The following is a 24,023-nucleotide window of genomic DNA, read 5'->3' as shown; positions in this document are numbered from 1 at the left end:
GAAGTCGCGCGACGGATTGTGCAGAACACGAACCGTCGCCTCCTCGGACATGGTCAACTGCTTCCCCCTCCGGCAGCGCCGGAGACCGGCGCGAGGAGGGGCGCCGGGACGTGGACGATCGCCTCGAAGTCCTGGAGCACGCGCCCCTGGTCCCGGTCGTACACGGTGAAGCGCAGACGGTGAGCGCCGGGTTCACGCGCGATGAAGGTGAACGCCGCGGGCGGGCCTTCGACGGCGTACTCCGTCGCCGGTGGCTCGAGGGAAGCCGCGGACCCTACGGAGGAGACCAGCACCATGGGAGGCAGCGTGTCCTCCGCTGCCGCCCCGCCGGGGCCGGCCGGTTCGAGTCGTACGTCCACCACGACCGGCTCGCCGACCCGCAGGGCCGCGGTCCGCAGGGTCAGACGAGGCGTCCACGACTGCCGCCCGCCCGTGGCCGGTCCGAGGCCTGTACCCGCGGCCGTCTCCTCGGCGGCGCGCATCTCCTCGACGAGCAGGCGGTACTCGGCTTCGATGTCCTGCAGCGAGGCAAGGCAGGACATCAGGTCCGTCTCTTGTCGCCGCACGGACTGCGCCCATGACCGTATGTCGTCCCGACTGCGGTTCTCCGCGGCATGGAGGAACTCGCGCAGGGGCTCCACAGCCTGTGCCGCCACTTCCTCGGCGTCGCGCGACGCTCCCTTGCGCAGCGCCGTGGCCACCTTCTCGGCGGTCTCGGCCCGCAGCCGCGCCTCCAGTTCGGAGAACGAGGACAGGGAGATCAACCAGACGGCGACCTGCGCCATGCCGGGGAGAGGCACACTGCCCAGGATGCGGTCCAGCGTCGAGAAGGAGGTCGGTGTCACCGAGGTGGCCGCCAGCAAGCGCGTCAAGGTGAAGTCCTCGAGCGGGTCGACGGGCGCCGTGTCGAAGAGACCGGCCAAGTGATCCAAGGCGTCCCGCACCGTGCCACGCACCGTCTCGGTCCAGAGGTCCACCTCCTGCTGCGCCCGCCGCAGGAGCAGACCGGTCAGTTCATCGGCCCTGGCCCGCAGAGTGTCCTGCAGCCGGAGTCTCACCTTCGCCGTGAGCTGCGCCTCCGTCGCCCAACGCGGGCACTCGTCAGCGACGTGGTTGAAGAAGCGCTCGCCCTCCACCACGATCGACTCGCGGGTCCGTTCGATGAGAAGCGTCCCCTCTCGACGAGCGTGCCACAGCCGTTCCGCGAGGACGGCTTGGTCGCTCCGCAGCAGATGCAGTGCGTCGTGCCCGGATGCCACCAGGGAGTCCACCGTCATTCCCAGGTCACGAGCGGACCGCAGGAGAGCGGGCACACGCTGTGCCGCGGCCCGTCGTAACAGTGCCCGTTCGAGTTCGGCCAGGCCCGTGTCCGGGATCGCCGTACCGTCCTGTCCGCCGCCGGCCGTCGGTGTCCCGCGAGCATGGACGAAGAACAGCGCGTCGCCGGCGCGCATCAGCGGAGTCACCTGCTCGCGCAGGTGCGCGCGCAGGGCGGACCGCTGGTGCTCGGGGACCCGGTCCTCCTTGGTGACGACGAGGAAGGCGGGGACGGCCCGCGGTGCTCGTAGGCGATCGCCGAGGAACCGGGCCTCCGTGAAGGACAGCGGATCGCTCGCCGTCAGCACCGCGATCAGCAGATCGGCACCGAGCACCGCTGGGCCCGTGTCGTGCCGCCCGTAGGAGTGGTCGGCGTCCATGCCGGGTGAGTCGACGAAGACCAGTCCCTCCTGACACAGTTCCGCGGGCCAGCGGATCTCGGCGCGCTCATAGCGCGGCTCCGGCCACAAGTTGTCGCGGCCGGGTGCAAGGTGCGCCGCAACGTCGTGGACGGTGACCTCTGTGCGGGGCGCTGGCGGGTATCCGCCGGAGCGGGCCGGATACAGATAGGCCGTGGGGGCCGGTCCGTAGGAGACCACGGTGGTCACCCCGGTGGTCCGCCGCGGGGCCTGGGGGAGCACCTCCGCGCCCAGGAGGGAGTTGATCAGGGTGCTCTTGCCCACGCGGCTCCGGCCGACCACCACGACACGGAAGCGGTCGTTCGCCAGGGCGGAGGACTGCCTGAGGAGCCGCTCGTGCGTGTCTGCCCTGCCGAGAGCGCCGGCTGCCGCAGCGGTACGCCGCACCAAGGCGATCAGGCGGCCGCGATGGTGATCCCCGGGCACGTGGCCCGACTGGGACTCGACCGGGTCCGCCGGCATGTCCGGTTCGCCGGCCCGCTCGGCCCATGCGCGAAGAGCCGCACCGAACTCCGCGTCCGCGGCGGCCCGTGCGGACAGGGCGGCGCTCAGCAGGTGAGCACGCGCTGCCCGGGCCGGCTCTTCTTCCAGCGCCGCCATCTCGCGAGCCCCCGGTCCGACGGAGCCGCGCACCAAGTCACTCAGCGCGGCCCACGCCTGCCGTTCACGCTCACCGGCGTCACGCCTCACCAGCGACATCAGCAGTCGCGCAGGAATGTCGGCCACGGCTCACCCCGCCCCCTGGACGCTCCGCAACAGCGCCCTCACGACACGTTAGCGCCTGGACGACCGCCGATGGGCCGCTACGGAATCGGTCAGTCGTGGCCGGCGGCTCCGTGGGCTGCGCTGTACCGGCCCGGGGAGGAGGCGGCGTCCTCCGCGGAACCGTTTATTCGCGTGCTCGCACGGGGCAGCGTCCCAGGGCACCGTCGGTGCGCATCGCCAAGGGAGCGACAAGGAAGGCGGGGAACGTGCGTGTCAAGCGAGCGCTCACCGGTTTAGCCGCATCCGTGTTCATCGGAGGAGCTGCTGTCCTGGCCACCGCCGGGCCCGCACAGGCCAATGAAGTTCAGTGCCAGAACTACCTCCACCAAAAGGGCTACGCAGTCGGCCCCCGGGTGAAGGAGGCGTGCCGTGTGGCAGAGAGGGTGGATACAGGCATGTGCCGGGACCTGCTGCTCATAGCCGGAGTCAGCCGCAACCACGCGACGACGGCCTGTGCTCTCGGAGCCCTCTGAACAGCTCGGCCCGCCGCGTGCTTCCGCCGGCCGCGTAGAGCGACGGCGGAAGCGCCGCGTGGTAGTCGCGGCAGCGGTGTGCGCATGGTGCTCGCGGTCCGAGGCGACCGCTCGGAGCCGACGCCGGAGGGCGCGTCCGCGGAGGAGGACCGCCGGCGCGCTCAGGCTCCGTCCAGTTCCGCCAGCTCCTCGGGCGTCAGGGTGAGGTCCGTGGCGGCGGCCGAGTCCCGGATGGTCTCCGGCCGGCTCGCGCCCGGGATCGGCACGACCACCGGCGACTTGGCGAGCATCCACGCCAGGCACACCCGCTGCGGGCTCACCCCGTGCGCCTCGGCGATGCGGGCGAACGGGGCGTGGGCGGAGCCCAGTTCACCGGCCCGGGAGATGCCGCCGAGGGGGCTCCAGGGCAGGAAGGCGATGCCGAGTTCGTCGCACAGGCGCAGCTCCGGTTCGCTGGAGCGGAAGGCCGGGGAGAACTGGTTCTGCACGGAGACCAGGCGCCCGCCGAGGATGTCGTCGGCCTGCCGGATCTGCTCGGGGTTCGCGTTCGAGATGCCGGCCATGCGGATCTTGCCCTCGTCCAGGAGGTCCCGGATCGCGCCGAGGGACTCGGCGTAGGGGACGCGCGGGTCGGGGCGGTGGAACTGGTAGAGCCCGATGGCCTCCACGCCGAGCCGGCGCAGCGAGGCCTCGCAGGCCGCCTTGAGGTGGCGGGGGCTGCCGTCGAGGGTCCAGCTGCCGTCGCCGGGGCGCAGGTGGCCGCCCTTGGTGGCGACCAGTACGTCGGCGCCGCGGTCGTGGGAGGCGAGGGCCTTGGCGATGAGGGTCTCGTTGTGACCGACCTCGTCGGCGTCGCGGTGGTAGGCGTCCGCGGTGTCGATCAGGGTCACTCCGGCGTCGAGCGCGGCGTGGACGGTGGCGAGGGAGCGTTCCTCGTCCGGTCGCCCCTCGATGGACATGGGCATCGCGCCCAGTCCGATCGCGCTGACCTCGACGTCACCGATACGGCGGGTGTGCATGGGCTCGTGACCTCTTCCGGCTGTCGTTCCGCTTGTCCGGCGATGGCGCGGTCCAGCCTGGTCGCCGCGTGCCCGGACGTCCAATAGAAGAAGGAGAACGCATTCAGCACCCGCGCCACTGAATCGCGTCCGGCGGTCCCTTGTCACACCGGTATGAAATCCGGCGCCGGAGCACTCAACTCCCCCACACAGTACGGCGATCCGCACGGCCCTCCCCCGCCTCGCTGCCATATTCGAGAACCGCTTCGGAGGTGGTTGTGAGCACAGAAGTGACAGCATCCGGTCCGGGGGAGATCGTGACGCACGCGCCCGGGAGCACCGCGGAACGCGTCGCCGGCCTGGCGGACCGCCGCGCGCGGGCGGTGGCCCCGGCCGGACCGCGCAGACGCGGGGAGTTCTCGGCCCGGGAGCGGATCGAACGGCTCGTGGACCAGGGCTCCTTCACCGAGACCGGCCTGTTCGTGCGGGCCCGGCCCACCGGGCAGGACGACCGACGTCCCTACGGCGACGGGGTCGTCACCGGGTACGGCACGGTCGACGGCCGCCCGGTGTGCGTGTTCGCCCAGGACTCCGCGGTGTTCGGCGGCAGCATGGGCGAGGCCTTCGGCGAGAAGACCGTCGCGCTGATGGAACTGGCCCTGAAGACCGGCTGCCCGGTGATCGGGCTCAACGACGGTGGCGGCGCGCGCATCCAGGAGGGCGTCGCCGCGCTCGCCCTCTACGCCGAGCTGGTGCGCCGCAACGTCAAGGCGTCCGGGGTGATCCCGCAGATCTCGGTCGTGCTCGGGCCGTGCGCGGGCGGCGCCGCGTACTCGCCGGCGATCACCGACTTCACGGTGATGGTGGACGGCGCCTCGCACATGTTCGTCACCGGCCCCGACGTCATCGAGACGGTCACGGGCGAGCGGACCACCGCCGAGGAGCTGGGCGGCGCCCGCACCAGCAACGCCGTCAACGGCAACGCCCACTTCCTGGCCGCCGACGAGGAGGACGCCCTCGACACCGTGCGCGACCTCCTGTCGTACCTGCCCGCGAACAACCTGGAGCGGCCCCCGGAGTACGCGCCCGGGCACGCGCCGTCCGGGGCCGGGCTCGACGGTGTCGTCCCCGACCGGCTCGGCGAGGCCTACGACATGCGGGACGTCCTGCACGCCGTCGTCGACGACGGGGAACTGCTCCAGGTGCAGGAGCTGTTCGCGCCGAACATCATCTGCGCGCTGGCCCGCGTCGAGGGCCGCTCGGTGGGCGTCGTCGCCAACCAGCCGCTGCACGCCGCCGGGGTCCTCGACATCGACGCCTCCGAGAAGGCGGCGCGGTTCGTGCGGTTCTGCGACGCGTTCGGCATCCCGCTGCTGACCTTCGCCGACGTGCCCGGCTACCTGTCCGGCGTGCGGCAGGAGCAGGCCGGCATCATCCGGCGCGGGGCGAAACTGCTGTACGCCTACGCCGAGGCGACCGTGCCGAAGGTGACGGTGGTGGTGCGCAAGGCGTACGGCGGCGGCTACGCGGTGATGGGGTCCAAGCACCTGGGCGCCGACGTCAACCTCGCCTGGCCCACCGCCCGGATCGCCGTGATGGGCGCCGAGGGAGCGGTGGGCGTGCTGCACCGGCGCGAACTCGCCGCCTCCGACGACCCCGAGGCGCTGCGCGCCCGGCTGCTCGCCGCGTACGAGCGCACCCACGGCACCCCGTACCTCGCCGCCGAGCGCGGCTACGTCGACGCCGTCATCGCACCGCGCGAGACCCGGGAGCAGGTGTGCCGGGCGCTGCGCGCCCTGCGCGGCAAACGCGCCCCGATGCCGGAACGCCGGCACGGCAACATCCCCCTCTGACCCCCCCTTTTCGCGACTCGTCAGCCGATCCGCGCCGTGAGGAGCCCCGCCCGATGGACAGCCGTCGCCCCCCGCTCGCGCCCGCTCACCCGACGCTGCCGGAGTTCGTGCGGCACTGGGCCGAGACCACCCCGGACCGCCGGGCCTTCACCTTCGTCGAGCATCCCGCGCCGCACTCGCGCGGCGTCCACCGCACGCTGACCTGGCGCCGGCTGGACGTGCGGGTGCGGGCGCTCGCCGCGCGCCTCGCCGAGGAGGCCGGGCCCGGTGACCGGGTCGCCCTGCTGTGCCCGCAGGGCACGGAGTACGCGACCGCCTTCCTCGCGGCCCTGGCCGCCGGGCTGGTCGCGGTGCCGCTGTATCCGCCGGGGCTGCCCGGGCACGCGGACCGGCTCGCGGGCGTCCTCGCCGACGCGCCTCCCTCGGTCGTGGTGACCACGGGCCGGGCCCGGGACGAGGTGCGGGACTTCCTCGGCGCCGACGGGCCGCGGCTCGTCGTCGCGGACGAGGTGCCCGACGACGCCGGAGGGGAATGGCGGCCGGTAGCCCAGGACCCCGGGGCGACCGCCTACCTCCAATACACCTCCGGTTCGACCCGCGCCCCGGCGGGCGTGGAGATCAGCCACGGCAACGTCGTCGCCAACGCCCGCCAGGCACTGACCGCCTACGGTGCCGACGCCCGCCCGGTCACCTGCGTGGGCTGGCTGCCCCTCTACCACGACATGGGGCTGGTGCTCAGCGTGGCGGCGCCGGTGGTGCGCGGGCTGCTGTCGGTGCTGATGGACCCGGCCGCGTTCCTGCACGAGCCCGCGCGCTGGCTGCGGCTGCTCGCCGCGCACCCGAACGCCGTGAGCGCCGCGCCCAACTTCGCCTACGACTACTGCGCCGCGACGGTCACCGACGAGCAGAAGGAGGGCCTGCGGCTGGACGGGGTCACCGCGCTGATCAACGGCAGTGAGCCGGTCCGTCCGGGCACGGCCGACCGTTTCCACGCGGCGTTCGCCGGCCAGGGCCTGGCGCCCGGGACGCACTGCCCGTCGTACGGGCTGGCCGAGGCCACCGTGTTCGTCTGCGCGGCCCGGCCGGGTGAGCCGCTGCGCCGGTTCGCGCTGGACCGTGACGCCCTGACCGCCGGGAAGGCCCTGCCCGCCCGGCCGGACGATCCCCGGGCCGTGCTCCTGGCGGGCTGCGGGACACCGGCGGGCCAGCGGGTCAGGATCGCCGACCCCGTGACGCGGGCCCTGTTGTCCGAGGGCGAGGTCGGCGAGATCTGGGTGCAGGGGCCGAACGTGGGCCGCGGTTACTGGAACCGGGGGCCGGGGGACGTCTTCGGGGCCGAGTTCGCGGACAGCGCGGCCGGTCCGGGCGGCTGGCTGCGCACGGGCGATCTGGGGACGGTGCTGGAGGGACAGCTCGTCGTCACGGGGCGGCTGAAGGACCTGATCATCGTCGACGGCCGCAACCACTATCCGCAGGACGTGGAGGCCACGGCCCAGGACGCGCACGAGGCGGTGCGCCGGGACCGGCTGGCGGCGTTCGCCGTGCCGAGCGGTGCCGGTGCCGAGCGGGTGGTCGTCGTGGCCGAGCACGCGCGGACCGCGCGCCTCGCCGAGCTGGACGTGCCGGCCGTGGTGCGGGCCGTGCGGGGCGCGGTCTCGGCGCGGCACGGGCTGCGGCTCGCCGACGTCGTCGTGGTCCCGCCGGGCACGGTGCCGCGCACCTCCAGCGGCAAGGTGTCGCGGGCGCTGACCCGGGCCCGGTACCTGGAGGGCGCGTACGGCGGGCAGGAGCGTGCGGCGACGGCGGGTGCGGCGGGATGAGGCCCGTAGACGAGGGCGCGCTGCGCCGGCTGATCGCCGAGCGGGTGGCCGGCTGGTACGGCACGGCCGCCGAGGAGGTCCCCATGGACCGGCCGCTCGCGGATCTCGGCATGTCCTCGCGGGACGCGGTCGCCCTGGCCGGTGAACTCTCCCGGGCGACGGGCCGCGAGCTGCCGGCGACGCTGCTGTGGGAGACGCCCACCGGAGACGCCCTGGTGGCGCGGCTGTGCGGCGCGGAGGCCGAGGCCGCCCCGGCGCCGCGCCCGGGAGCGCCGGGCGGACAGGGCGGGCCGAGCGGGCGGGGCGAGCCGGTCGCGGTCGTCGGGGTCGGCTGCCGGCTGCCCGGCGGGGTGCACGGCCCGGACGACTACTGGCGGCTGCTCTGCGAGGGCACGGACGCGATCCGGCGCGTCCCGGAGGACCGCTGGCGCGACTTCACCCCCTTCCCGCCCGCCGACGCGCATCCGCTCGGCGGCTACCTCGACGACATCGCCGGGTTCGACGCGGACTTCTTCCGCATCACCCCGCGCGAGGCCGCGGTGATGGACCCGCAGCAGCGGATCCTGCTGGAGGTGGTCCACGAGGCGCTCGACCACGCCGCCGTGCCGGCCGGGTCCCTGGCGGGCACCGCCACGGGGGTGTTCGTCGGCATCTCCGCGCCGGAGTACGGGCAGCTCACCGGCGCCGACCCGGCCGCCGTCGACCCCTGGGCCCCGGCCGGGGGCGCCCTGAGCGTGGCCGCCGGACGGCTCGCCTACGTCCTGGACACGCGCGGCCCGAGCCTGGCCGTCGACACGGCCTGTTCGTCGTCGCTGGTGGCGGTGCACCACGCCTGCGTCAGCCTGCGCACCGGCGAGAGCGACACGGCGATCGCCGCCGGCGTCAACCTGCTGCTGTCGCCCGCCGTGAGCGTCGCCTTCCGCAGGGCGGGCGCCCTCGCGCCGGACGGGCGGTGCAAGCCGTTCTCGGCGGCGGCCGACGGCATCGGGCGCGGCGAGGGCTGCGCGGCCGTGATCCTCAAGCGGCTGTCCGACGCTGAGCGGGACGGCGACCGCGTGCTGGCCGTCGTCCGGGCCTGCGCCGTCAACTCCGACGGCCGCTCGAACGGCCTGATGGCCCCGAACCCGGCCGCCCAGCAGGCGCTGCTGCACAGCGCGTACGCCCGGGCGGGGCTGACCGCGGCGCACGTCGACTACGTGGAGGCGCACGGCACCGGCACCCCGCTGGGCGACCCGATCGAGGCGGGCGCGCTCGGTGCGGTGCTCGGCGCGGGCCGCGACCCGGACCAGCCGCTGCTGCTGGGGTCGGTCAAGGGCAACCTCGGTCATCTGGAGTCGGCCGCGGGCGTCGCCGGCCTGGTGAAGACCGTGCTGGCCCTGCACCACGACCGCATCCCGCCGTCCCTGCACTGCGCGGAGGGCAGTTCCCTCGCCGACGCCCGGCTGCGGGTGGTGACCGAGCCGGAGCCCTGGCCCCGCTACGGCGGCACGGCCGTCGCGGGGGTCTCGGGGTTCGGCTTCGGCGGCACCAACGCCCATGTGGTGCTGGAGGAGGGGCCGCCGGGCCTGGTCCCGGCCCCGGCGGCCGGGGAGCCCGCCGCGCGTCTGCATCTGCTGTCCGACGTCGACGCCGAGCGGGTCCGCGACACGGCGGGCAGGCTCGCCGACCGGCTGCGTGGCAGCGCGGCCCGTCCGGCCGACGTGGCGCGCACTCTGGCCGGGCGGGCCGGCCGGGGTCCCGTACGCGCCGCCGTGGTCGCCCGTGACCGCGTCGAACTGGTGGACGCGCTGGACGCGTTGGCGGCAGGGCGTCCGGACGCGCGCGTGGTGACCGGTGACCGCGACCGCGTGGGGCCCGGCCCGGTGTGGGTGTTCTCCGGCTACGGCAGCCAGTGGCCGGGCATGGGGCAGCGGCTGCTGGCCGAGGAGCCGGCGTTCGCCGCCGCCGTCGAGAAGCTCGACCCGCAGCTCGCCCCGGAGTGCGGCCTGTCCCTGTACGACCACCTGTCCTCCGGGGCCGGGCTCGACCGCCTGGAGGTCGCCCAGCCCGTGCTGTTCGGGCTCCAGCTGGCCCTGGCCGAGCTCTGGCGTTCCCACGGGGTCGAGCCCGCCGCGGTCATCGGCCACTCCATGGGCGAGGTGGCGGCGGCGGTGTGCGCGGGCGCGCTGGACGTGGCGGACGGGGCGCGTGTCATCGCCGTACGGGCCCGGCTGCTCAGCGGGCTGCGGGGCGGGGCGATGGCGGTGGTGGACCTGGACGACGCCGAAGTGGAGTCGCTGGAGGGGGGCGTGCACGTCGCCGTGCACTCCTCGCCCCGGCAGAAGGTCGTCACCGGCGAGGAGGCGGCCGTGGCCGCGCTCGTGCGCCGGCTGGAGGGGCAGGGCCGGGCGGCCCGGCCCATGCGGGTCGTCGGCGCCGGGCACTCCCCGCAGGTGGACGGGCTGTTGCCGGAGCTGGTCGAGGCCCTGTCCGGCCTCCGGGGCCGGCGACCGGTCGTCCCGGTCCACTCCACCGTCCTCGACGACCCGCGTGGCGACTGCGTGTTCGACGCCGATCACTGGGCGGCCAACCTGCGGCGGCCCGTGCGGCTGGACCGGGCGCTCGCGTCCGCCGCGGCCGACGGCCACACCGCGTTCGTGGAGATCTCGCCCCACCCGGTGCTGACGGGCGCCGTCGCCGACACCGTGCCCGGCGCCCTCGCCCTGGCCACGCTGCGCCGGGACGCCGACGGGGCGGAGGCGTTCGCCGGGCGACTGGCCGCCCTCTACGCGGCGGGCCAGCCGCTGCCCGTGCCGCCCGGCCGGGTCATCGACCTGCCCGCACCGCGGTGGCGGCACGTACGGCACTGGTGGACGGACGGCCGGGGACGCCCCGGGCGGGAGCCGACGGAGGGCGTACCGGCGGACGGCCGGGCCCGCACGGAACCGGAACCGACGGACGCACCGAGCCGCATGGCACCGGAACCGGCAGACGGCCGAACGGCCCCGGCCCCCGCTATGGCCCCGGCCCCGGCCCCGGCCCCGGCCCCGGCCTATGGTCCCGCCGAGCCTGCGGAACCCGCCTCCGTCCTGGCCCGGCTGGTCCACCACATCGCCGCCGTCACCGGTCACCCGCCCACGCGCCTGACCCCGGGCACCGCCCTGGCGGACCTGGGCCTGGACTCGCTGATGGCGGTCCGCGTCCGTACGGCCGTGGAGCGCGAGTTCGGCATCGAGCTGCCCCTGCGTGCCCTGTTCACCGCCGTCACCGTCGAGGACGCCGCCGCCCGCGTGCGACTCGCCCTGGACGCCCCGCTGCGCCCGCTGCGCGCGACCGGCTCCCGTCCGCCGCTGTTCCTGGCCCACGCCGCCGGCGGCCCGGTCACCGTCTACCGGGGGCTCGCCGACCGCCTCGGGGACGACCGGCCGGTGTACGGCCTGGCACGGATCGAGCAGGCCCGGACCGTGCCGGAGAAGGCCCGCCGCTACGCCGAGGCCATCGCAAGCGCCCACCCCGACGGGCCCTGCGTGCTGGGCGGCTGGTCCTTCGGCGGGTTCGTCGCCCAGGAGACCGCGCGGCAGCTGCGCGCCGCCGGGCGGGACGTCCCGCTGGTCGTGCTCATCGACTCCGTGCGCCCCCTGCCCCGCCCCGGGCAGTCGCCCGCCGACCGGATCCGGACGCACCTCGAGGGCTTCGCCCGGCACGTGGCCGACGCCTACGGCGTGGAACTGGGGCTTCCCTACGACGAGTTGGCCACCATGGACGACGACCGGGCGCGCATCGACACCGTGCTGGGGGCGCTGCGCGAGGCCGCCGATGTGCCGCCCGCCGCGCTGGAGCACCAGCGGGCCTCGTACCTGGACCTGGGCATCGGGGAGGCGCACCGGCCGGGCGGCTACGACGGTCCGGTGGTCCTCTACCGGGCCGCCGAACCCGCGCCGCACACCGTGCGCGACCCGGCGTACGAGCGGGACGACGAGGCGCTGGGCTGGGACGAGGTGTGCCCGCGCCTGGAGGTCGTGCCGGTGTCCGGTCACCATCTGTCGCTGCTCGACCCGCCGCACGTGGACGAGCTCGCCGCCCATCTGAGCCGGGTGCTCGCCGAGCGGGCCCCCTGAACCGCAACCCGAGGAGCCGCCATGCCCGACCTGCCCGAGCCGGCCCGCACGCCGGAGCCGGCCACCGGAGTGTCCCGGCGCGCCGTCGCCAGAGCGACGGCCGCCGCCGGTCTCGCGGTCCTGGTCGGGGCCGCGGGCGGCACGGCCCGTGCCCGGGCCGCCGCCCGGCCGGGGCCGCGCACCCTGGACGTGTCCGTGCCCTCCGCCGCGCTCGGCCGCACCGCCCCGGTCCGGCTGATCCTGCCGTCGGACTTCGCCGCGCGGCCCGAGAAGAAGTACCCCGTCCTGTACCTGCTGCACGGCGCCCACGACGACTACACGTCCTGGACCCGGGAGACGGACATCGAGGCCTTCACCGAGGGCCGCGACCTGATCGTGGCGATGCCGGACGCGGGCCCCACCGGCATCCCGAGCGTGTGGCGCGGCGGCCCCGACTACGAGACCTTCCAGGTCAAGGAGGTGCCGGCGCTGCTGGCCCGGGAGTACCGGGCCTCCGGCGTCCGGGCGGTCGCCGGGGTGTCCACCGGCGGCTACGGCGCGATGGCCCACGCGGCCCGCCACCCCCGGGCGTTCGCCGCCGCGGCCTCCTACAGCGGCATCCTCGACACCACCGCCCCCGGTGTTCCCGCCATCATGGACGCGATCGTGGCCCGCGAGAACCTGCCGGCCGCTTCGCTGTGGGGGCATCCGCTGCTGAACGCCCTGACCTGGCGGGACTTCAATCCGCGCGCCCGCGCCACCGGGCTGCGCGACACCGCCCTGTACCTCTCGCAGGGCAGCGGGGTGGGCAGCGGCGGCGATCCGCTGCCCGGGATCCTGGAGAGCGCGCTGTGGCCCTCCGCCCAGGGCTTCGCCCGCGCGCTGACCCTCCTGGGGGTCCCGGCCACCACGCACCTGTACGCGGGAGGAGGACACGACTGGCCTTACTGGAAGCGGGAGTTCACCGCCTCGTGGCCGATGCTCGCCCATGCGCTGGGCGTGCCGGAGTGACGGGGGTGCCGTCGGGGCACGGAACGGAACGGATGGGTCGTCCGTCCCACACAGGACGTCCCACTCGTCCCCCTGGCAACAGCCCGCGGGCGAGCCGCTTCCGGTTGAAAGGAGTGTCCGTGATGGCCGTGCCCACTCCGCACGGCGTGCCGGACCGTCCCGGTACGCCACCGGTGCCGCCCGAGCTGGCGGAGCTGCTGCGCGTCCAGCTCGCCGCGGTCGCCGACGAGGTGGAGGAGGAGGTCCGTCGCCAGGTCCCCGAGTACGCGCGGCCCGCGGACGGGACGTACCGCCAGAACCTGCGGTCGGGGGTGGTGCAGGCGCTGACCCTGTTCGTGGACCACATCGCCGACCCGCGCGACGACGGCGGCTCGATCGCGGCGACGTACTACGAACTCGGGCGCGGCGAGGCCCTGGAGGGCCGCAGCCTGGACGCGCTGCAGTCCGCGCTGCGGGTCGGCGGGCTGCACGCCTGGCGGCTGATGGGGCGTACGGCGGAGGAACTGGGCCTGGACTCCACGGCCGTGGCCGCGCTCGGGGAGCTGGCGTTCCGGACCGTGCACGAGGTCGCCGAGGCGGCCGCGGCCGGCTACGCGGAGGCCCAGCTGCGCAGCTCCGACGAGCTGGAGCGGCGCCGCGGGCGGCTGCTCGACCTGCTCCTGGAGGACGGCCCCGTGGCGTTGGAGGCCGTGCAGGACCTGGCGCACAGCGCCCGCTGGCCGGTGCCCCGGACGGTCGCCGTCGTGGCGCTGGCGGCGGCGCCGGACCGCCGGGAGGAGGACCGGCCGCTGGCGGCGGCGGGCGCGCTGGTGGACATGGGGTCCCGGCCGCCGCGGATGCTGGTGCCCGACCCGGACGGCTCGGGACGGTTCGGCGGCCGGGCGTTCACGCTCGCGCTGCGCGGCCGGCCCGCCGCGGTCGGCCCGACGGTCGCTGTCACCGAGGCCGCGCAGTCACTGCGCCTCGCCACCCGGGCGCTCGGCCTGATGGGGCGCGGGGTGCTCCCCCGCCTGGGTGTGGTGCGCTGCTCCGACCATCTGTCGACGCTGCTGCTGTACGGCGACGAGCCGCTGCTCGACCGGCTCCGGGCGCGGGTCCTCGCGCCCCTGGACACCGTCTCGGCGGGGCAGCGCGACCGGCTCGCCGAGACCCTGCTGGCCTGGCTGCTCAGCGGCAGCAACGTGCCCGACGTCGCCGTGCGGCTGCACATCCACCCGCAGACGGTCCGCTACCGCCTGCGCCAGCTGGAGAAGCTGTTCGGCGACGCCCTGCACGATCCGGAAACCCGCCTCGATCTCATTCTCGCGTTGCGCGCGGAATCACTGGGAACGCGGCAGGACTGAATCCCTGTACTCAATCGGCGACAAAAAACCGCGGTGATTCCATAATCCCGTCCATAACACCCGGCGAGGGGCAGCGAATACGTTCGGGCCGTCCTTTTTCGCAGGCGCTCGACGCGCCTCAGACGCGGAGGATCCCCCATGCGTATCCGCTTGTCCCTCGCCGCGCTCTCGCTGGCCGGCGGGGCCGGGCTTGCCACCCTCTCGGCTCCCCCGGCCGCCGCCGCGGCCTGCTCGGACGTGGAACTCGTCGCGGCCCGCGGCACGTTCGAGCCGGGCACGCTCGGCTTCATCGTCGGCGACCCGGTGTTTTCCGCCCTGCAGAAGAAAGTGCCGGGCAAAAGCCTCTCCAGCTACAAGGTGAACTATCCCGCCGACCTGTCACCGACGTCGGCGGCCCAGGGCAATCTGGACCTGGTGAACCACGTGAAGAGCCAGGCCGCAGCCTGCCCGAACCAGAAGTTCGTGCTCGTCGGCTATTCGCAGGGCGCGAACGTCGTCGACAACTCGATCGGCATCAGCAGCGCGGGCGCGGTGGTGGGCAGCCCCATCGTGGCCACGCTGCCCGCGGCGGTCGAGCCGAAGGTCGCCGCCGTGCTGCTGTTCGGCAATCCGATCCGGGCGCTCGGCAAGAGCGTCACCGGCACCTACCAGAGCCGCACCCTGGACATCTGCGCCAAGGGCGACCCCGTCTGCGAGAGCGGCGGCGGCGACGTCGGGGCGCACCTGGGCTACCGGGACGACGCCGACGCGGCGGCCACGTTCGCCGCGGGCAGACTGTGATCCCTAGCGGCGTGTGAAGGGGCCCGGGAGGCTGTCCTCCCGGGCCCCGGGCGTGTGTACGGGGGGCTAGCGTGGCGACCGGGCGAAGGCGGCGAGGCCGGTGGAGACGGGTTCGGGCCGGCCGTCGTTCTGCTCGGCCGCGGCGGTCAGCACGTCGAGGTGCTGGTAGCCGTCGGCGACCACGGGGTGCAGCTCGGGCGGCACCCGGCCCGCCAGCAGGCCCTCACCGGCGAGGACGGTGAGCACCGGATTGGCCTTGAGCCCGTCCGGATGCACGACGAGCTTCTTCACCTGCGGCGCGGTGGACAGCTGAAGGTCCGTCACGAGCTTGGTCGGGAAGTACTGCTCGGTGAAGTCCAGCGGCTGCTCGGCCAGGCTGCGGGCCAGTTGCCGGATGTCGGTGACCTCCTCCCCGGGGCCGGTGAACGGCGTGCCGTCGGCCGACCGGTAGCCGGGGTCGTCCGGGTCGCCGACCCGGTCGTAGGTGCGCCAGGTGTAGAGCGGGCCCTGCGGCCGGTCCGGGATGGCCTTGTACGCGGTGCCGAACAGCCCGGGCTGCTCCGTGCCGCCGTTGGCGACGGGGAAGCTCTTGTCGGCGATCGGCCCGCCGTCGAAGAAGCCCACACTGGTCTGCAGGAACGCCAGCGGCACGGAGTTGTCGTCGAGCAGCGCGCCGAGCACCGCCCCGTTGGTGAGGCGGAAGTCCTTCACGGCGGGCTTGCCGGTGAGGAAGGCGGCGGTGTCCTTGGAGAACAGGACGCGGTGGGTGGCCTCGATGTTGAGGTTGGAGGGCAGGTAGCGCGGCAGGCTCGCCTCGGCGTCCGGGTTCTTGAGAGCACCTATTCCCGCGATGCCGAGCAGCGTCATGGTCTCGGGGTTGAGCAGCACCGGCGCGGACAGCGTGCGCGGCAGCACCCCGCTGTCGAGCCCGGCCTGGATCACGCCGTACCCGAGGCCGATGTCGGGCAGGTTGGTGTCGTCGGGGAGGCTGCCGCTGAGGTCGGCGAGCGAGGTGGAGACGGTCGTGTCGAGGGCGAAGTAGCCGGCGCACTGGTTGTACCCGGCGTCCGAGGTGGTGGCCCGGTCGCCGTCGAAGTCGGCGGTCGCGAAGTACCCGGTGATCACCCCGCCCAGCGAGTGCCCGCCGCACAGCACCTTGCGCTTGCGCTGCGCCTGGTTCGGCAGCTCGGCGGCGAGCAGGTCGTACTGGTCGCGGACGGTCTGCTCGATGCCGAGCTTCGCCATCCAGCCGAGTTGCCCGTTCTCGGCGAAGCCGTCGAAGGTCCTGCCGTCGACCTGTTTGCCGCGGTAGTAGTAGTCGACGGCGGTGTGCTGGTCACCGGAGGCGATGCCGGTGCGGTCCTCCAGGCAGTTGGAGCGCCGGTCCAGCGCCCAGAACTCGATGTGCAGGCCCTGCCCGGCGGCGCGCGCCACCGTGTTGCGGGCGACGCTGTCGAACGCGCCGGCTCCTTCCAGGATGCCGGGCTGGGCGATCAGGATCCGGTCCGCGTCGGCCGACGCGGCGGGTCCGTCGGCGGAGCGGTAGCGCAGGTACGACAGCCAGTCGCAGGCGGCCGGACGGGGCCCGGCCGACTCCGGCAGCGGCACCTTCACCCGCACCACCGACTCCGTCACCCCGGTCACCGGCGACGTCGACGCCACCGGTGTCTCGGTCCGCGCCCCGTCGGCCCGGGCGCCCGGGGCGGCGGCCGTGAGTGTCCCGGCGGTCAGCAGCACCGCCAGTGCGGCGCCGCGCCACTTCCCTCTGCTCCTGAGGTTCATGTCCATGCCACGGACGCTAGAGCTGGGGAGGGGGGCCGCTCAGGGGGTGCTGATGAGAACTCAGTTTCCGGATCGTGGCTTGTCACCGGCGCACAGCGGACAGCGCGGGCGCCGGGCCGGGGAGCGGCCGGCGGCAGGGGCTCGGCACCGGCCGGGCGGACCGGTTCGTCCCGCTTCCGGTCGCGGCCGAGCTGCGAACCGCCGGTTTCGGGCGCATGGTGGGGTCATGGACGGTCAACCCCCTGTGGTCGTGCAGCCGCCCGCGTCGGACGGCGGACGGCTGGTGACCATCCACGGCGAGAACATGGGCGTCGCCTACAGCCTGTTCGACGTGCTGGACTTCCTGCACCGCGAGGGCCTGCCCACGACGGACACGGCCGTCGACGACACCGAGCTGATCGAGTGGCGCGGCGGAGGCCCGTACGACTGGAACAACGGATCGGCCGACGAGGCCTGAGCCCCCGTACGACAGCCCCGACGCCGCCTCAGTCCAGCGACGCCCGCCCCGCCGGCCGGTCGAGACGGTCGCGAAGGGCACGCCGTCCCGGCGTCGGCTCCCGGCGCGTCGGGTCGCGAACCCGCTCGGCGCGCCGTAGCCGGTGTCCGGCGTTACGCTGCGCGCAACCCGCCCCCGCCCCCTTCCTGGAGGTTCTCATGGTCTCGCGTCTCAACCCCTACCTCACCTTCGACGGCGACGCCCGGCAGGCGATGGAGTTCTACCAGGAGGTCTTCGGCGGCACGCTGGACCTCCACACCTACGGCGACTTCGGCCAGCCGGACGCCCCGAACGCCGGCCAGATCATGCACGGCATGCTGGAGACCCCCAGCGGCTTCACCCTGATGGGCGCCGACAACCCGCCGGGCATGGAGTCCCCGCAGGACAGCCGCTACTCCGTGAGCCTGAGCGGCGACGACGACGCCGAGCTGCGCGGCTACTGGGAGAAGCTCTCCGCGGGCGGCTCGGTGTCGGTACCGCTGGAGAAGCAGATGTGGGGCGACGAGTTCGGCATGTGCACGGACCGCTTCGGCGTCCCGTGGATGGTCAACATCAGCAGACCGGAATAGCCGAGCCCGCGACGACCGGAACGGTCCGGGACCGTCCGGGCCGTCCGGCCGAGGCCGTCCGCCCCCCGCCGCTCACCCGGCGGGTGCGGGCGGCCCTTTTTGTTGGAACGTCCTGACAAAGCTGTTGACATCACTCGAAGGCGCCCGCATAGTACCTGCCACTAGAGCGCGCTAGTGGCGCGCTCCAGCCACCTCGATCGCGACGGTCCGCACCCAGGACCGCCGCACATCCCGTGACCGCCGCCGCCCAGGGCACCCACCCAGCGCCTCCCTCCCCGGACCGGGCGCGGCCCCCTCGTCCCAGCACAGTGAGGTGCACCGACATGCGCAGACACCACAGAGCCGCCGCCCTGACCACCGCCGTCCTCGCGGGCGCCCTGCTCGCCGCCGGCTGCTCCAGCGGCTCCGGCGGGAAGAAGTCCGAGGCCGGCGGCACCGACGCCGCCGCGGGCAAGGCCACCACCCCGCGGATGACGGTCGCCCTGATCACCCACGCGGCGCCCGGCGACACCTTCTGGGACCTGATCCGCAAGGGCGCCCAGGCCGCCGCCGCGAAGGACAACATCAAGCTCGTCTACTCCAGCAGCCCGGCCGCCGGGAACCAGGCCAACCTGGTGCAGAGCGCCATCGACCAGAAAGTCGACGGCATCGCGCTCACCGCCGCCAAGCCCGACGCCATGAAGGCGGTCGTGGCCAAGGCCAAGGCGGCCGGCATCCCCGTCGTCGGCTTCAACTCCGGGCTGGACGACTGGAAGGAACTCGGCATGCTCGAGTACTTCGGCCAGGACGAGAACATCGCCGGGCAGGCCTTCGGCGAGCGCCTCGACCAGCAGGGCGCCAAGCACGCCGTCTGCGTGATCCAGGAGCAGGGCCAGGTCGCCCTGGAGGCCCGCTGCGCCGGCCTGAAGAAGGGCTTCCGGGGCACGACGGAGAACCTGTACGTCAACGGCACCGACATGCCCTCCGTGAAGTCGACCCTGACCGCCAAGCTCCAGAAGGACTCCTCCATCGACCAGGTGGTCACGCTCGGCGCCCCCATCGCCCTGACCGCCGTGCAGTCGGTGAAGGACGCGGGCAGCAAGGCGAAGGTCGCCACCTTCGACCTCAACAAGGACCTCGTCGGAGCCATCCAGAGCGGCAGCGTCGAGTTCGCCGTCGACCAGCAGCCCTACCTCCAGGGCTACCTCGCCGTCGACGCGCTGTGGCTGTACCGGACGAACGGCAACTTCAGCGGCGGCGGCACCGCTCCCGTGCTCACCGGTCCGGCCTTCGTCACGAAGGACAACGTCGACACCGTCGCGGAGTTCGCCAAGAAGGGCACCCGCTGAGGAGGGGACGCGCTAAGGAGCCGGCACCGGCCCGCTGGTCCCCCGCACCACCAGCTTGGGATCCAGCACCGCCTCCCGCGGCTCCAGCTCCCCGTTCTCCAGCCGCTCGACGGCGAAGCGGACGGCGTGCTCGGCCATCAGGACCGCGTCCTGGCGGACGGTGGTCAGGCCGATCGGCATCAGGTGGGAGAGGTGGCTGTCGTCGTAGCCGACGACGGACAGGTCGCGCGGGACCTCGACGCCCGAGCGGGTGAGCGCCATCAGCAGGCCCATCGCGCAGCGGTCGTTGCCGGCGAGGACCGCCGTCGGCAGCGGCTGTCCGGCGTCCCGCTCGGCCAGGAGCAGGCGGCCCGTCTCGATGCCGGACTCCTCGGTGTGGTGACCGGGGATCACCCTCGCCTCCCCCTCCAGCCCGTGGCGGCGCATCGCGGCCCGGTAGGCGCGCCGCCGCTCCGCCGAACCGGGACCGCGTCCGCCGTCGATGTGCACGATCCGGCGGTGCCCCAGCTCCACCAGGTGGTCCATGGCCTGCCGGACACCCTTGGCCTCGGCGGAGTGCACGAAGTCGACCCGGGCCTGGGGCACCCGGCGGCTGACCGAGACGGCGACCGTGCGCTGCCCGAGCTCGTCGAGGTAGGCGGGCGCGGCGTCCGGGCCGAGCAGGATCACCGCCTCGCAGCGGTGGCTGAGCAGCGCCTCGACCGCCTTGGCCTCGCTCCGGCCGTGGGTGGCCCCGGAGAGCAGCACGTCGTAGCCGAGACGCTCGGCCTCGGGGTAGATGCCGGTGATGAGGTCCGTGTGGAAGGTCTGGTGCACGGTGAACATCACGCCGAGCGTGCGGCTGCGGCCCCGGGCCAGGAGCCGGGCCGCGCTGTCCGGCCGGTAGCCGATCTCGTCGGCGACGCGCAGGACCCGTTCCCGGGTCTCCCGGCTGGCCCCCGCCTGGTTGCGGAAGATGATCGAGACGAGCGCGCGGGACACGCCCGCCTTCTCGGCGACGTCCGCCATCGTGGGCCGCTGCCTGCCCGCTGCATCCACCTGTGAACCCACCCTCCGACGCCGCCCACCTTACGGGGTGTCCCGCTCGGGGAGCCGTGCGGGAGCCGTGCGGATCCTCGTACGGGGATCCTGAAATCTCCCGGCAACAAGCTATTGACATGACATTTGGACAGGGGTCATCGTACTCGAACTAGAGCGCGCTAGTAGAGCGCGACAGAGAGGGGAAACGCAGCGTGATGCCGTTCGATGTGCTGACCATGGGCCGCGTGGGAGTGGATGTGTATCCGCTCCAGACGGGCGTGGGGCTGGCGGAGGTCACCTCGTTCGGCAAGTACCTCGGCGGCAGTCCGGCCAACGTCGCGGTGGCCGCCGCCCGTTACGGCCGTTCGGCGGCGGTGCTCACCAAGACGGGGCGGGATCCGTTCGGGGACTTCGTGCGCACGGCCCTGGAGGGGTACGGCGTCGACACGCGGTTCGTGGGCGTCTCGGGGATCGCGCCGACACCGGTGACGTTCTGCGAGATCTTCCCGCCGGACGACTTCCCGCTGTACTTCTACCGGCTCCCCAAGGCCCCGGACCTGGACATCCGGCCCGAGGAGCTGGATCCGGGGGCGGTGCGCGCGGCGCGGATCTTCTGGGTCACCGGGACGGGCCTGAGCGAGGAGCCCAGCCGTTCCGCGACGCTGGCCGCGCTGGCCCACCGGGCGAAGGCGGGGGCGACGGTGTTCGACCTGGACTGGCGGCCGATGTTCTGGACCGACGCCGACGAGGCCCGCACGTACTACACGGAAGCACTGCGCCACACCACCGTCGCCGTCGGCAACCTCGACGAATGCGAGGTCGCCACCGGCGAGCGCGACCCGCACGCCGCCGCGAAGGCGCTCCTCGCTGCCGGGGTGGAACTGGCGGTGGTCAAGCAGGGCCCGAAAGGCGTGCTGGCCATGGACCGGGACGGCACGGCGGTGGAGGTCCCGCCGGTTCCGGTCGACGTGGTCAACGGCCTGGGCGCGGGTGACGCCTTCGGCGGGGCGCTGTGCCACGGCCTGCTGTCCGGCTGGGACACCCGCCGCACGGTCACCTTCGCCAACGCCGCGGGCGCCCTCGTCGCGGGCCGGCTGTCCTGCTCCGACGCCATGCCCGTCCACGACGAGGTCGAGGCCAAGCTGCGTGAGGTGAGCCATGCCGTCTGAGAAGATCGCCCGGATCGTGGACGCCCGGGTGAAGGACCCCGGGGCGGTCGCGGCGGCCGCCGCACGGCGCGTCCGGGCGGCCTCGCCGCTCGGTGAGCACGGCAGGGCGATGATCATCGCCGCGGACCATCCGGCGCGCGGCGCCAACGGGGTCGGCGGTGACGCGACCGCCATGGCGGACCGCTTCGAGCTGCTGGACCGGCTGTGCGTGGCGTTGGAGCGGCCCGGTGTGACGGGGGTGCTGGCCACCGCCGACATCCTGGAAGATCTGCTGCTGCTCGGTGTTCTCGACGGCAAGAGCGTCTTCGGGTCGATGAACCGGGCGGGGCTGGCCGGTTCGGTCTTCGAGATCGACGACCGGTTCACCGGGTACGACGCCGAGACGATCGCCGCGATGGGCTTCGACGGCGGGAAGATGCTCACGCGCATCGCGCTGGCGGATCCCGCGACGCCTTCGGTGCTGGAGAACAGCGCGCGGGCGATCGACGAGCTCAACGACCGCCGGCTGATCGCGATGGTCGAGCCGTTCATGTCGGTGTGGCGGGACGGCCGGATCCGCAACGACCTCTCGACCGATGCCGTGGTCACGTCGGTCACCATCGCCTCGGGACTGGGCCGGCGGACCGCCTACACCTGGCTGAAGCTCCCGGTCGTGGAGGGCATGGAGCGGGTGCTGTCCGCTTCGACGCTGCCCGCGCTGCTGCTGGGCGGGGAGGTCACCGACCCGGACACTGCCTTCGCCTCCTGGGGCAGGGCGCTGAAGCAGCCCACCGCGCAGGGGCTGGTCGTGGGCCGCTCCCTGCTCTACCCGTCGAACGGCGATGTCGCCGGTGCGGTGGACAAGGCGGTGAGTCTGCTGTGAGCGCGTACCACCTGCCCCACGTCCCCGCCGACCGGCTCCCCTTCGGAGAAGACCGATGAAGACCGTACGACTGACCACCGCGCAGGCCCTGGTGCGGTTCCTGGCCCACCAGTACAGCGAACGCGACGGCCGGGAGCAGCGCCTCGTCCCCGGGGTGTGGGGGATCTTCGGGCACGGCAACGTCGCGGGGATCGGGCAGGCGCTGCTGCAGGCCGCGGTCACCGAGGAGGCCGAGCTGCCGTACTACCTGGCCCGCAACGAGCAGGGCATGGTGCATGCCTCGGTGGCCTACGCCAAGATGCGCGACCGGCTGGCGACCTTCGCCTGCACCGCCTCCACCGGGCCGGGCTCGACGAACATGATCACGGGTGCGGCGCTGGCGACGACGAACCGGCTGCCGGTGCTGCTGCTGCCGTCCGACATGTTCGCCACCCGCGCCGCCGATCCCGTGCTCCAGCAGCTGGAGGACACCCGGGGCGGGGACGTCACCGTCAACGACGCCTTCCGAGCCGTGTCGAAGTACTTCGACCGCGTCTCGCGTCCCGAGCAGCTCATCCCGGCCGCGCTGGCGGCGATGCGGGTGCTGACCGACCCGGTGGAGACCGGTGCCGTCACCCTCGCCCTGCCGCAGGACGTGCAGGCCGAGGCCCACGACTGGCCGGTGGACTTCTTCCGGCGGCGGGTGTGGCACGTGGGCCGGCCGGTGCCGGAGCCGGCGGCGGTCGAGCGGGCCGTGCGGCTGCTGCGCGGTGCGCGGAAGCCGCTGATCGTGGCCGGTGGCGGGGCCGTCTACTCCGGTGCCGAGACCGAGCTGCGGGCCTTCGCCGAGGCCACCGGCATCCCGGTCGCCGACACCCACGCCGGCAAGGGCGCGGTGCCCTGGGACCACCCCTGCGCGGTCGGTGGCATCGGCTCCACGGGGTCGTACGCGGCGAACGAGCTGGCGCGGGAGGCGGACGTCGTCCTCGGTGTCGGCACTCGCTACAGCGACTTCACCACCGCCAGCCACACCGTCTTCGGCAACCCCGGCGTCACCTTCGTCAACCTCAACGTCGCCCGCCTGGACGCGGTCAAGCACTCCGCGGAGCCGCTGGTGGCCGACGCCCGGCTCGGCCTCCAGGCACTGGCGGGAGCACTCTCGGACTGGGAGGTCGCCCCGTCCTACCGGGACCGCACGCGCCGCCTCGTCGCCCGCACCAGGGAGATCGAGGAGGAGTGCTTCCACCGGGGCCACGGGCCGCTGCCCGCCCAGACCGAGATCCTCGGCGCGCTCAACGAGGTGCTCGACGACCGGGCCGTGGTCATCAACGCGGCCGGTTCCCTGCCCGGCGACCTCCAGCAGCTCTGGCGGGCCCGCGATCCGAAGGCCTACCACGTCGAGTACGCCTACTCCTGCATGGGCTACGAGGTCGCCGCGGGCGTCGGGGCGAAGATGGCCGACCCCTCGCGCGAGGTCGTCGTCCTCGTCGGGGACGGCTCGTACCTGATGATGGCCCAGGAGATCGTGACGATGGTCTCCGAAGGCCTCAAGGTCGTCATCGTCCTGGTCCAGAACCACGGCTTCGCCTCCATCGGCGCCCTGTCGGAGTCGCTCGGCTCCCAGCGCTTCGGCACCAAGTACCGCTACCGCGACGGCGGTTCGGGCCTGCTCGACGGCGACGTGCTGCCCGTCGACCTCGCCGCCAACGCCTCCAGTCTGGGCGCGGACGTCCTGCACGCCACGAGCGTCGGCGAGTTCCGCGCGGCGATGGAGAAGGCGCAGGCGGCGAGCCGCACCACGGTCGTGCACGTCGAGACCGACCTGTACGGCCCGAACCCGCCCGGCCACGGCTGGTGGGACGTCCCCGTCAGCGAGGTCTCCGCCCTCGACACCACCCGCGCCGCCTACGACACCTACGCCGCCCACAAGCAGACCCAGCGTCACTACCTGTAAGGACACCGC

16 protein-coding genes are annotated in these 24,023 nt (G+C 73.8%); 12 read left to right on the top strand and 4 right to left on the bottom strand.

All coding sequences use genetic code 11. The features are described 5' to 3' along the window. Nucleotides 1–53: 53 nt before the first annotated feature. Both C1703_RS38220 and C1703_RS38215 read right to left on the bottom strand, forming a co-directional pair. Nucleotides 54–2,462 carry a dynamin family protein gene (locus tag C1703_RS38220; protein ID WP_157993210.1) on the bottom strand — a complete coding sequence of 803 codons (2,409 nt, stop codon included), beginning with the start codon at nucleotides 2,460–2,462 and terminating at the stop codon, nucleotides 54–56. Between the two features lie 673 nt (nucleotides 2,463–3,135). Further along, nucleotides 3,136–3,993: an aldo/keto reductase gene (locus C1703_RS38215; protein ID WP_114257124.1), complete on the bottom strand. Its 858-nt coding sequence runs from the start codon at nucleotides 3,991–3,993 to the stop codon at nucleotides 3,136–3,138. Between the two features lie 296 nt (nucleotides 3,994–4,289). On the opposite strand from C1703_RS38215, the gene C1703_RS38210 reads away from it, so the two are divergent. The 6 genes from C1703_RS38210 (at nucleotide 4,290) to C1703_RS38185 (ending at nucleotide 14,855) form a co-directional block, all read left to right on the top strand. Continuing rightward, nucleotides 4,290–5,825, top strand: coding sequence for an acyl-CoA carboxylase subunit beta (locus C1703_RS38210; RefSeq protein ID WP_114257123.1), 1,536 nt, complete (start codon nucleotides 4,290–4,292; stop codon nucleotides 5,823–5,825). 53 nt (nucleotides 5,826–5,878) lie between these two features. Further along, complete coding sequence (locus C1703_RS38205; protein ID WP_114257122.1) at nucleotides 5,879–7,645, top strand: fatty acyl-AMP ligase; 1,767 nt, start codon at nucleotides 5,879–5,881, stop codon at nucleotides 7,643–7,645. Then, on the top strand, nucleotides 7,642–11,742 hold the full coding sequence (locus C1703_RS38200) for a type I polyketide synthase (RefSeq protein WP_114257121.1): 4,101 nt from the start codon (nucleotides 7,642–7,644) through the stop codon (nucleotides 11,740–11,742). Before C1703_RS38205 ends, C1703_RS38200 begins: the two co-directional genes overlap by 4 nt. Before the next feature lie 21 nt (nucleotides 11,743–11,763). Further along, nucleotides 11,764–12,732, top strand: a complete 969-nt coding sequence (locus C1703_RS38195) for an alpha/beta hydrolase family protein (protein WP_114257120.1) — start codon at nucleotides 11,764–11,766, stop codon at nucleotides 12,730–12,732. Between the two features lie 122 nt (nucleotides 12,733–12,854). Then, nucleotides 12,855–14,075 (top strand): PucR family transcriptional regulator, encoded by a 1,221-nt coding sequence (locus C1703_RS38190; RefSeq protein ID WP_114257119.1) that lies wholly within the window; start codon nucleotides 12,855–12,857, stop codon nucleotides 14,073–14,075. A 138-nt stretch (nucleotides 14,076–14,213) separates the two neighbouring features. Then, complete coding sequence (locus C1703_RS38185) at nucleotides 14,214–14,855, top strand: cutinase family protein (RefSeq protein ID WP_114257118.1); 642 nt, start codon at nucleotides 14,214–14,216, stop codon at nucleotides 14,853–14,855. A gap of 66 nt (nucleotides 14,856–14,921) precedes the next feature. On the opposite strand, the gene C1703_RS38180 is transcribed toward C1703_RS38185, so the two are convergent. After that, nucleotides 14,922–16,643 carry a hypothetical protein gene (locus tag C1703_RS38180; protein ID WP_232840715.1) on the bottom strand — a complete coding sequence of 574 codons (1,722 nt, stop codon included), beginning with the start codon at nucleotides 16,641–16,643 and terminating at the stop codon, nucleotides 14,922–14,924. Between the two features lie 220 nt (nucleotides 16,644–16,863). On the opposite strand from C1703_RS38180, the gene C1703_RS38175 reads away from it, so the two are divergent. The 3 genes from C1703_RS38175 to C1703_RS38165 all read left to right on the top strand — a co-directional run bounded on the left by C1703_RS38175 (nucleotide 16,864) and on the right by C1703_RS38165 (nucleotide 19,030). After that, complete coding sequence (locus C1703_RS38175; protein WP_031120363.1) at nucleotides 16,864–17,094, top strand: hypothetical protein; 231 nt, start codon at nucleotides 16,864–16,866, stop codon at nucleotides 17,092–17,094. Nucleotides 17,095–17,291: 197 nt separating this feature from the next. After that, a complete protein-coding gene (locus C1703_RS38170) occupies nucleotides 17,292–17,702 on the top strand; it encodes a VOC family protein (RefSeq protein ID WP_114257117.1) in 411 nt (136 codons plus the stop codon). 323 nt (nucleotides 17,703–18,025) lie between these two features. Further along, nucleotides 18,026–19,030 carry a substrate-binding domain-containing protein gene (locus C1703_RS38165; protein ID WP_114257116.1) on the top strand — a complete coding sequence of 335 codons (1,005 nt, stop codon included), beginning with the start codon at nucleotides 18,026–18,028 and terminating at the stop codon, nucleotides 19,028–19,030. Nucleotides 19,031–19,042: 12 nt separating this feature from the next. On the opposite strand, the gene C1703_RS38160 is transcribed toward C1703_RS38165, so the two are convergent. Next, the gene (locus C1703_RS38160) at nucleotides 19,043–20,038 is read right to left on the bottom strand and encodes a LacI family DNA-binding transcriptional regulator (RefSeq protein ID WP_114257115.1); all 996 of its coding nucleotides are present in this window, start codon (nucleotides 20,036–20,038) and stop codon (nucleotides 19,043–19,045) included. Nucleotides 20,039–20,265: 227 nt separating this feature from the next. Between C1703_RS38160 and iolC the strand changes: the two genes are divergently transcribed. From iolC to iolD, 3 genes are read left to right on the top strand one after another with little or no spacing between them, the layout of a single operon-like run. Beyond that, the gene (iolC, locus tag C1703_RS38155; protein WP_114257114.1) at nucleotides 20,266–21,219 is read left to right on the top strand and encodes a 5-dehydro-2-deoxygluconokinase; all 954 of its coding nucleotides are present in this window, start codon (nucleotides 20,266–20,268) and stop codon (nucleotides 21,217–21,219) included. After that, nucleotides 21,209–22,081, top strand: a complete 873-nt coding sequence (locus C1703_RS38150; protein WP_114257113.1) for an aldolase — start codon at nucleotides 21,209–21,211, stop codon at nucleotides 22,079–22,081. The genes iolC and C1703_RS38150 overlap by 11 nt, the downstream gene beginning before the upstream one ends. 55 nt (nucleotides 22,082–22,136) lie before the next feature. Then, nucleotides 22,137–24,014 (top strand): 3D-(3,5/4)-trihydroxycyclohexane-1,2-dione acylhydrolase (decyclizing), encoded by a 1,878-nt coding sequence (iolD, locus tag C1703_RS38145; protein WP_114257112.1) that lies wholly within the window; start codon nucleotides 22,137–22,139, stop codon nucleotides 24,012–24,014. Nucleotides 24,015–24,023: the final 9 nt, after the last annotated feature.

Origin of the sequence: Streptomyces sp. Go-475, from assembly GCF_003330845.1 — a bacterium.
Classification (GTDB): domain Bacteria; phylum Actinomycetota; class Actinomycetes; order Streptomycetales; family Streptomycetaceae; genus Streptomyces.
This window is presented reverse-complemented; position numbering and strand designations above follow the sequence as displayed.

What these genes read in the sequence shown, in the direction of transcription:
- iolD (WP_114257112.1), top strand. Translation starts at nt 22,137, where the DNA reads ATGAAGACCGTACGACTGACCACCGCGCAGGCCCTGGTGCGGTTCCTG.
- C1703_RS38175 (WP_031120363.1), top strand. Translation starts at nt 16,864, where the DNA reads ATGGACGGTCAACCCCCTGTGGTCGTGCAGCCGCCCGCGTCGGACGGC.
- C1703_RS38180 (WP_232840715.1), bottom strand. Translation starts at nt 16,643, where the DNA reads ATGGACATGAACCTCAGGAGCAGAGGGAAGTGGCGCGGCGCCGCACTG.
- C1703_RS38190 (WP_114257119.1), top strand. Translation starts at nt 12,855, where the DNA reads ATGGCCGTGCCCACTCCGCACGGCGTGCCGGACCGTCCCGGTACGCCA.
- C1703_RS38200 (WP_114257121.1), top strand. Translation starts at nt 7,642, where the DNA reads ATGAGGCCCGTAGACGAGGGCGCGCTGCGCCGGCTGATCGCCGAGCGG.
- C1703_RS38170 (WP_114257117.1), top strand. Translation starts at nt 17,292, where the DNA reads ATGGTCTCGCGTCTCAACCCCTACCTCACCTTCGACGGCGACGCCCGG.
- C1703_RS38185 (WP_114257118.1), top strand. Translation starts at nt 14,214, where the DNA reads ATGCGTATCCGCTTGTCCCTCGCCGCGCTCTCGCTGGCCGGCGGGGCC.
- C1703_RS38160 (WP_114257115.1), bottom strand. Translation starts at nt 20,038, where the DNA reads ATGGCGGACGTCGCCGAGAAGGCGGGCGTGTCCCGCGCGCTCGTCTCG.
- C1703_RS38195 (WP_114257120.1), top strand. Translation starts at nt 11,764, where the DNA reads ATGCCCGACCTGCCCGAGCCGGCCCGCACGCCGGAGCCGGCCACCGGA.
- iolC (WP_114257114.1), top strand. Translation starts at nt 20,266, where the DNA reads ATGCCGTTCGATGTGCTGACCATGGGCCGCGTGGGAGTGGATGTGTAT.
- C1703_RS38205 (WP_114257122.1), top strand. Translation starts at nt 5,879, where the DNA reads ATGGACAGCCGTCGCCCCCCGCTCGCGCCCGCTCACCCGACGCTGCCG.
- C1703_RS38215 (WP_114257124.1), bottom strand. Translation starts at nt 3,993, where the DNA reads ATGCACACCCGCCGTATCGGTGACGTCGAGGTCAGCGCGATCGGACTG.
- C1703_RS38165 (WP_114257116.1), top strand. Translation starts at nt 18,026, where the DNA reads ATGCGCAGACACCACAGAGCCGCCGCCCTGACCACCGCCGTCCTCGCG.
- C1703_RS38150 (WP_114257113.1), top strand. Translation starts at nt 21,209, where the DNA reads ATGCCGTCTGAGAAGATCGCCCGGATCGTGGACGCCCGGGTGAAGGAC.